Source organism: Aeromicrobium sp. REDSEA-S32_B7 (genome assembly GCF_001626145.1).
GTDB classification, from domain to species: domain Bacteria; phylum Actinomycetota; class Actinomycetes; order Propionibacteriales; family Nocardioidaceae; genus Aeromicrobium; species Aeromicrobium erythreum.
On the sequence record NZ_LUNF01000143.1, the window covers coordinates 1 to 6726 of the forward strand.

Sequence of the window (6726 nt, forward strand, 5' to 3'; positions counted from 1 at the left end):
AGCCGGTACGTGGTGCCCGTCGCGCCGTCGACGGGGCGGCCGTCGCGCAGCCACTGCCGGGTCGTCGTGCCCGGCGTGCGGCTCCAGACGGGCTCGGTGCTGCCGAGGGTCGATCCGGTCGTCGCGTCACCGGTGAGCACGGGGGGCGTGGTCGCCGTCAGCGGCGGGTCGGTCACGGTCCGCGGCTGCGAGACCACGGTGAGCGAGGTGTAGCCGGGGGCCGAGGCGGTCACGCGCAGGACGAGCGCGTGACCCACGTCGGCGGCCGTGGGCACGTGCTCGCTGCCGGTGGCACCGTCGACGACGACGCCGTCGCGCAGCCACTGCCGGGCGAGCGTCACGTCGGCCGGCGACCACGTCCCGCTGGACGCCGTGGTGCGGGTGCCGACCACGGGGTCGCTCGTGAGGACGGGCGGGGAGGTCGACGCGAGCGTCCCCGGCGCGACCGTGGCGGGCGTGCTGACCGCGAGGGCGGAGCGGTACCCCGCCCGCGAGGCGACCACGCGCACCGCGACCGCGCGTCCGACGTCGACGGCGCCCGGCACGTAGCTGCGACCGGTGGCGCCGGTCACGGGCGTGCCGTCGCGCAGCCACTGGTAGGCCACGTCGGTCGCGGCGGGCGTCCAGGTGCCGGGGGCTCCTGCCGCTCGACGACCCGGACCCGGTACCGGCCGGGCGGCAGCTCGACCTGGTACGCGCCGTAGCCAGGGGTCGTGCGCTCCTGCTCGACCCAGCGGCCGGCGTCGGTGTCGAAGCGGAGGAAGACCGCCTCCAGCTCCGGCGGCGCGTCGGCGAGCGCCGCGGCGTCGCTGATGCTGCCCGTCACTCCGGTGGCGGCGGCGAGCGTGGCGTCGACGCCGCCGACGTCGGTGGACGCCACCCGGACCGCCCGAGCCGTGGCGAGGTCGGGGCCACCGGCGAAGGTCGTCGCGTACCCGAGCGGCAGCCCGTGGAAGCCGACGCGGTAGACGCCGGGCGGCACGGCGAGCGCGTACCTGCCGTCGGTGCCGGAGACCGCGCGGCCGACCACGACGGCGGTGTCGTCGCGGGGGTCGTAGCGCCAGGCGCGCACCTCCACGCCGGCGGCCGGGCGGGCGTCGGGCCCTGCGAGCCGGCCGGTGACGGCGCGCTGGTCGGCCAGCGTCACCGTCCGGGTGGTGGTGCCGGTCGCGAGCGCGAGGGACGACAGCGTCCAGCGGACGTCGCCGTCGAGCACCACCTCGACCGTGTAGGTGCCGGCGGGAGCAGCGAGTCCGTAGGCGCCGGTGTCGTCTGTGGTGGTCTCGGCCACGACGTCGCCCCCGGCACCGGAGGCGTCCAGCGGGCGGACGAGACGGACCACCGCGTCGCCCACACCGGCACCGGACGCCGTCTGCACCCGACCGACGAGGCGGGGGTTCGCGGCGAGGGTGACGTCGCGGCCGGTGAGCGTCGCGCCGTCGGCCACGACCACCCGCGTCGCCGAAGCCCAGGTGCTGGCGCCGGCGAGGTACTCGCCCCGGTGGTCGCCCGAGGGGTCCTCGAACGCGAGCACGTACCGCCCTGCGTCGACCTGCACCTCGTAGCGGCCGGCGGAGTCGGTGCGTGCCGAGGTGACGGGCACCAGGTCGTCGCTGCCGCCCTGCAGCACGCGGACGTCGACCCCTGCGAGCGGTCCCGACGGGCCTCTCACGGTGCCCTGGACGCGGGCGCTGACCGTCTCGAGCCGGACGTCGCGGCTGACGAGCGACCCGGCGACGACGACCGACGGCGCGGCGCCGACGGTGGCGGAGCCGGGGCCGAAGGTCGTGCGGTGACGGTCCGCCGAGAAGCCCAGGCGGTAGGTCCCGTCGGGCAGGAGCAGCCGGTACCGGCCGTCGGCGGCCGTGGTGGTCTCGTCGAGCACGACCCACTCGCCGTCGCGCAGCACCGAGGCGCTCACGCGGACGTCGGCGAGCGCGCCGCCCGTCGCGGTGGTGACGGTGCCGCGGACGCCGGAGCGCGACCGGGCCGCCAGGACGGTGTCGCGCGCGAGCACGTCGGCGTCACCGACCGTGACCGTGCGCGCCGCCGCGAGCGAGGCGGCGTCGTCCCAGAACTCGCCTGCGAGGTCGTCGGTGCCCTCGACCTGCAGGCGGTAGTCGCCAGGGACGACGGGGGCGGACCAGCGGCCGGAGGCGTCGGTCGAGACGCGGTCGGCGACGACCCAGCGGGTCTGGCCGGCGACGACGCGGGGCGCGTGGACGACGACGTCGGTGCGCACGGGCGACCCGTCCGGCCCCGTGACCCGGCCCCGGATCGCGAGGGCGGGCGCGAGGTCGACGGTGCCGACGTCGCCGCCGCGCTGGCCGACGAGGAGCGGGTCGTCGACGACGCTGCGCGTCCACGTGCGGTAGCCGCGGGCGCGGACCTCCACCCCGTACGCGCCCGGGGCGAGCGGCACGCCGAACACGCCGTCGGGCCCGGTCCGGTCGCGCGCGACCTCGTCGCCTGAGGCGTCGAGCGCGACGACGTCGGCGTCCTCGACCGGCTCGCCCGACGCGTCGCGCACCAGGCCGCGGGCCGTGGGCAGCACGGCGAGGTCGGCGTCGAGGACCACCGGGGCCGAGCCGAGGTCGACCGGCGTGGCGTCGGAGCGTCGGGTCTGGTCGGCCCAGAACTCGGGCCGGTACCGGGCGTCGCCGGCGAACCGGAAGCTGTAGCGACCCGCCGCCAGGCGCACCGACCAGCGACCCTGGGCGTCACCGGTGACGGTCTCCTGCTCGCTCCACAGTCCCGTGGCGGCGTCGCGGACGAGCACGGTGACCTCGGGGCGACGCACGGCCGCGCCCCCGGCCGTCACCCGTCCCGAGGCGACGGGCAGCGGGGTGAGCGTGACGTCGCGCCCGGGCACGTCGGCGGTCGTCACCGTGACCGGGTCCGACGCAGCCAGGGTGGCGCGGTCGTTCCAGTACTCGACGACGTGGTCGGGGCTCTCGAACGCGAACCGGTAGCTGCCGGACGGCAGCGGCACGGCCCACGTGCCGTCGGCGGCGGTCGTGACCACGCGGACGGAGTCGGTCTCGTTGGCACTCGCGTAGGCACGCACCTCGGCTCCGGCGACGGGCTCACCGCCAGAGCGGACGGTGCCGGAGACGACGGGGTACGGAGCGAGGCGCGCCACGACCCCGGTACGGCCCGACGTGCCGACCGTCAGGGCGGTCGAGGCGGCGAGCGTGGTCTGGTCGTCCCAGAACTCCGGCTTCCACCAGCCCTCGGGGTCGACGTACCCGACCGCGTAGGTCCCCGGCTCCACCTGCACCGACCACGCCCCGGTGCTGTCGGTCGTCGTCTCCTGCACGGCGACGCCCGCACGCGTCGTGACAGCCACCTCGATGCCCGAGAGGCCGGCGCCGGACGTGCCGACGACGCTCCCGGACAACGCCACGGGCGCGGCGTGCGCGGGCGCGACACCGAGCAGCGTGGCCAGCACCGAGACGACGAGCAGCACGCAGCCGCGCGCCGCAGCGCGTGAAGCACCCATGCGATCTCCCTTTTCGCACCAGGCGGACGAGCCTCCAGCATGAGCGGTCGGCGGCCGTGGCGCAGCGAAATCGCGAAGGTGGTCGTGCGTCAGTCGCCCCCGGCCGGAGCCGGCGCGTCAACGGGCGGAGCCAGGTGCCGCACGAGCCACTGCTGGGACGCGTCGAGCCAGTCGCGGTAGTGGCCCATCGCGCAGTGGTCGTCGTCGGGGTAGAGCAGGAGGCTCGCGCCCGGCGCCTGCTCGGCGAGGTCGATCGAGTCCTGCGTGCTCAGCAACGTGTCGTGGTCGCCGTTGACGACCAGCAGCGGCACGCGGACGTCGCGGTAGCGGCGGCGTAGCGACAGGGTGCGGAGCCGGTGGCTCATGGTGAGCAGGGCACGTGAACCGGTGACGGCCTTGAGCGCCTCGAGGATCACCTGCGGCAGACCGATCGCGTTGCCGGGCAGGAACGTGCGGCTGGTCGGCGCGCCGCAGGCGACCGCACAGGTGAGCCGCGGCTCGGCCACCGCGAGCCGCGCGGCCCAGTAGCCGCCGAAGCTGACACCGACGACCCCGAGCCGCGTGCCCTCCACCCGCGGGTCGCGGACGAGGTGGTCGACGACGGCGCCGTACACGTCCTCCGAGGCCGGCGACATGGGCTGCCCGTAGGCGTAGCTGCCCGGCATCTCCATGACGAACGTGGCGAGCCCGCTCTCCCGGTAGCGCAGCAGTGGCAGGAGCAGCTCCTGCACCGTCCCCTCGAGCCCGTTCGTCACGAGCACGACGGGCCGCGGCCCCCCGTCCCTCGGGGTGACGAGGTAGCCGCGCACGACGTCGCCGTCCACCGGGACGTCGACCGGCCGGACGTCGACGCCGAGACGTGGGGGCACCACCGGCACGAGCGCGTCGAACAGGCGACGGCTCCGCCAGTACGCGCGCATCCGGCCCGGCGTGTGGCCCGGGAACGCCGCCACCTGCTCGAGGGTGAGGGCCTTGACCCAGGCGTCGAGCGCGGTGAACGCGTCGAGCACCTCGGGCCGGCCGGTCCCGACCACGCGCGACACGTCGTCCGGCGTCGGCTGCGGACCGTGGTCGGCCATCAGCACCGCGGCGTCCTCGAGCGTCCCGAGCGCCACGTCGGGCAGGACCACCTCGCCCGACGTGGCCGCGGAGACGAGCCGACCGGACAGGTCGGTCCCCGCGACGCGGCCCAGCGCCGACTCCGCGACCGTCAGCTGCTCGGCGGCGAGGCGGTGCCAGTACGTCGTCCACCCGCGGTCGCCGAAGGTCCGGCACCGTGCAAGGTGAGTCGCGACGACCGCCGGGTCGAGCCCGCCCATGTTGCTGTAGCGGAGCACGAACAGGGCCGGCAGGAACGGGGCCGTCCCGGTGAACCGCGCCGCGAGGCCCGTGGTGCGTGTCGCGGCACAGGTGGTCACCAGCAGACGACGGACGAACGAGGCGGATCCGGAGGACGACATGGCTGCTCCTGTGACGACTGGTCGGCACTGTAGCCGCTGAGGTACCTTCTGCGGAACAGGTGTTCCGGAAGGTGGTGGCGACCGTGCAGGTCCGACGGATCCGCGTCGATGGACAGGTGCGCACGCAACGACGCACCGACGGCGCGTGGGAGCCGGCCGACGCCAGCCTCACGCCCTGGGACGTCCTCGGGCGCGCGTGGGACGACCCAGCGCCGGAGGACGCAGCACCGGACGACTCTGGCACGCTGCTGCCGTTCCAGCCGCTCTCCTTCCGCGACTACATGCTCTTCGAGCAGCACACCATCGACGCGTCGCGCGGGCTCGTGAGGCGCTTCCACCCCGCGCAGTACCGCGCCGCCCGCGCCGTGGAGCTCCTGACCCGCCGTCCGTTCCCGGCTTTCCGCCCCCACCAGCTGCTGCAGGAGCAGCCGATCTACTACCTCGGCAACCACCTGACCTTCGTGCCCAGCGGCACCGAGATCAGGCCGCCGTCGTACTCGAGCGCGCTCGACTACGAGCTCGAGCTGGGGTTCGTGCTCGCCCGGCCGCTGCTCGACGCGACGCCGGAGGAGGCGACCGCCGCGATCGGCGGCTTCGTGCTGGTCAACGACCTGAGCGCGCGCGACGTCCAGCGTCGAGAGATGGCCAGCGGGTTCGGGCCCCAGAAGTCCAAGCACTTCGCCAGCTCGATGTCGGAGGTGCTCGTGACCGCCGAGGCGGTCCTGCCCCATGTCGACGCGCTGCAGGGACGGGTCGTCGTCAACGGCGAGGTGGTCGCGGAGGTCTCGACGGCCGGGATGCGCTGGAGCCTCGGCGAGGTGCTCGCGCACGCGTCGCGCAGCGAGCGGCTCCTGCCGGGCGAGCTGTTCGCCACCGGCACGCTGCCGGGTGGCAGCGGCATGGAGACGGGTCGCTGGATCGGCCCGGGCGACGAGCTCGAGCTCGTCCTCGACGGGGTGGGCCACGTCGTGCACCGCGTGCTCGCGGCATGAGCCGCACCACGGCCGACGCCTCTCCGGCCCCGCGGCGCCGGCAGCGCGAGGAGCTGCGCGAGGTCCTGCTCGACGTCGCCGAGCGGTCGTTCGCGCGCTCCGGGTACGCGGGGGTCGGGGTCCGAGAGATCACCCGCGACGCCGGCGTCCGCACCGCGACGGTCAGTGAGGTCTTCGGGGGCAAGCGCGAGCTGTTCCGCGCGGTGCTGCTGCGCCGGGTGGAGCCGCTGAACGCCGAGCGTCGGACCCGGCTGGCCGCGGCGAGGTCGCTGGAGGACGTGGTGCGGGCGTTCACCGAGCCCATGCTCGAGCGGGCCGGACGGCCCGGGTGGGCGGACTACTTCCGGTTCGTGGCGCAGCTGTCGGTCTCGGCCCTGCCGGAGCAGGTGCTCGTGGCCGAGGAGTACAACGCGATCGCGGCGACGTTCGTCGGCCGGCTCCAGGACCTCTACCCCGACGCCCGACCGGTGGCCGTGCTCGACGCCTACCTGTTGCTGGTCTCCTCGAGCCTGCAGCTCTTCGCCGGTCCCGGTCGCTTCGAGTACCTCACCGAGGGGACGCCCGGCGCACCCGACCTCGCGATGCGCCACGACTGGCTCGTGCGGTTCGTGGTGGGCGGTCTGGACACGCTGCTGCGCGACGCGTGAGCGCCGTCAGCCGCGCAGCACCACGGGCCGCACGGTGAGCTGTTGCGCCGAGGTCTGCGCGCAGGCCTTCGTGGGCATCGGGACGAAGACGGCGTCGCGCTGGTTCGGCGGGTAGACCCGCAGAC

General features: G+C 75.3%; 5 protein-coding genes. 2 read left to right on the forward strand and 3 right to left on the reverse strand.

All coding sequences use genetic code 11. The features are described from left to right. The 3 genes from A6Q79_RS10120 to A6Q79_RS10130 form a co-directional block, all read right to left on the reverse strand. Positions 1–605 (reverse strand): hypothetical protein (locus A6Q79_RS10120; protein WP_317698063.1); only part of this gene is annotated, 605 nt, incomplete at its 3' end. Then, entirely contained in the window at positions 569–3502 is a 2934-nt protein-coding gene (locus A6Q79_RS10125; protein WP_317698065.1) for a carboxypeptidase regulatory-like domain-containing protein, read from the reverse strand. The genes A6Q79_RS10125 and A6Q79_RS10120, both read right to left, overlap by 37 nt. A gap of 89 nt (positions 3503–3591) precedes the next feature. Continuing rightward, positions 3592–4962, reverse strand: coding sequence for an alpha/beta hydrolase (locus A6Q79_RS10130; protein ID WP_317698067.1), 1371 nt, complete (start codon positions 4960–4962; stop codon positions 3592–3594). A 116-nt stretch (positions 4963–5078) separates the two neighbouring features. On the opposite strand from A6Q79_RS10130, the gene A6Q79_RS10135 reads away from it, so the two are divergent. Both A6Q79_RS10135 and A6Q79_RS10140 read left to right on the forward strand, forming a co-directional pair. Further along, positions 5079–5954 carry a fumarylacetoacetate hydrolase family protein gene (locus A6Q79_RS10135; RefSeq protein ID WP_317698069.1) on the forward strand — a complete coding sequence of 292 codons (876 nt, stop codon included), beginning with the start codon at positions 5079–5081 and terminating at the stop codon, positions 5952–5954. After that, positions 5951–6601: a TetR/AcrR family transcriptional regulator gene (locus A6Q79_RS10140; protein WP_286689537.1), complete on the forward strand. Its 651-nt coding sequence runs from the start codon at positions 5951–5953 to the stop codon at positions 6599–6601. Before A6Q79_RS10135 ends, A6Q79_RS10140 begins: the two co-directional genes overlap by 4 nt. Positions 6602–6726: the final 125 nt, after the last annotated feature.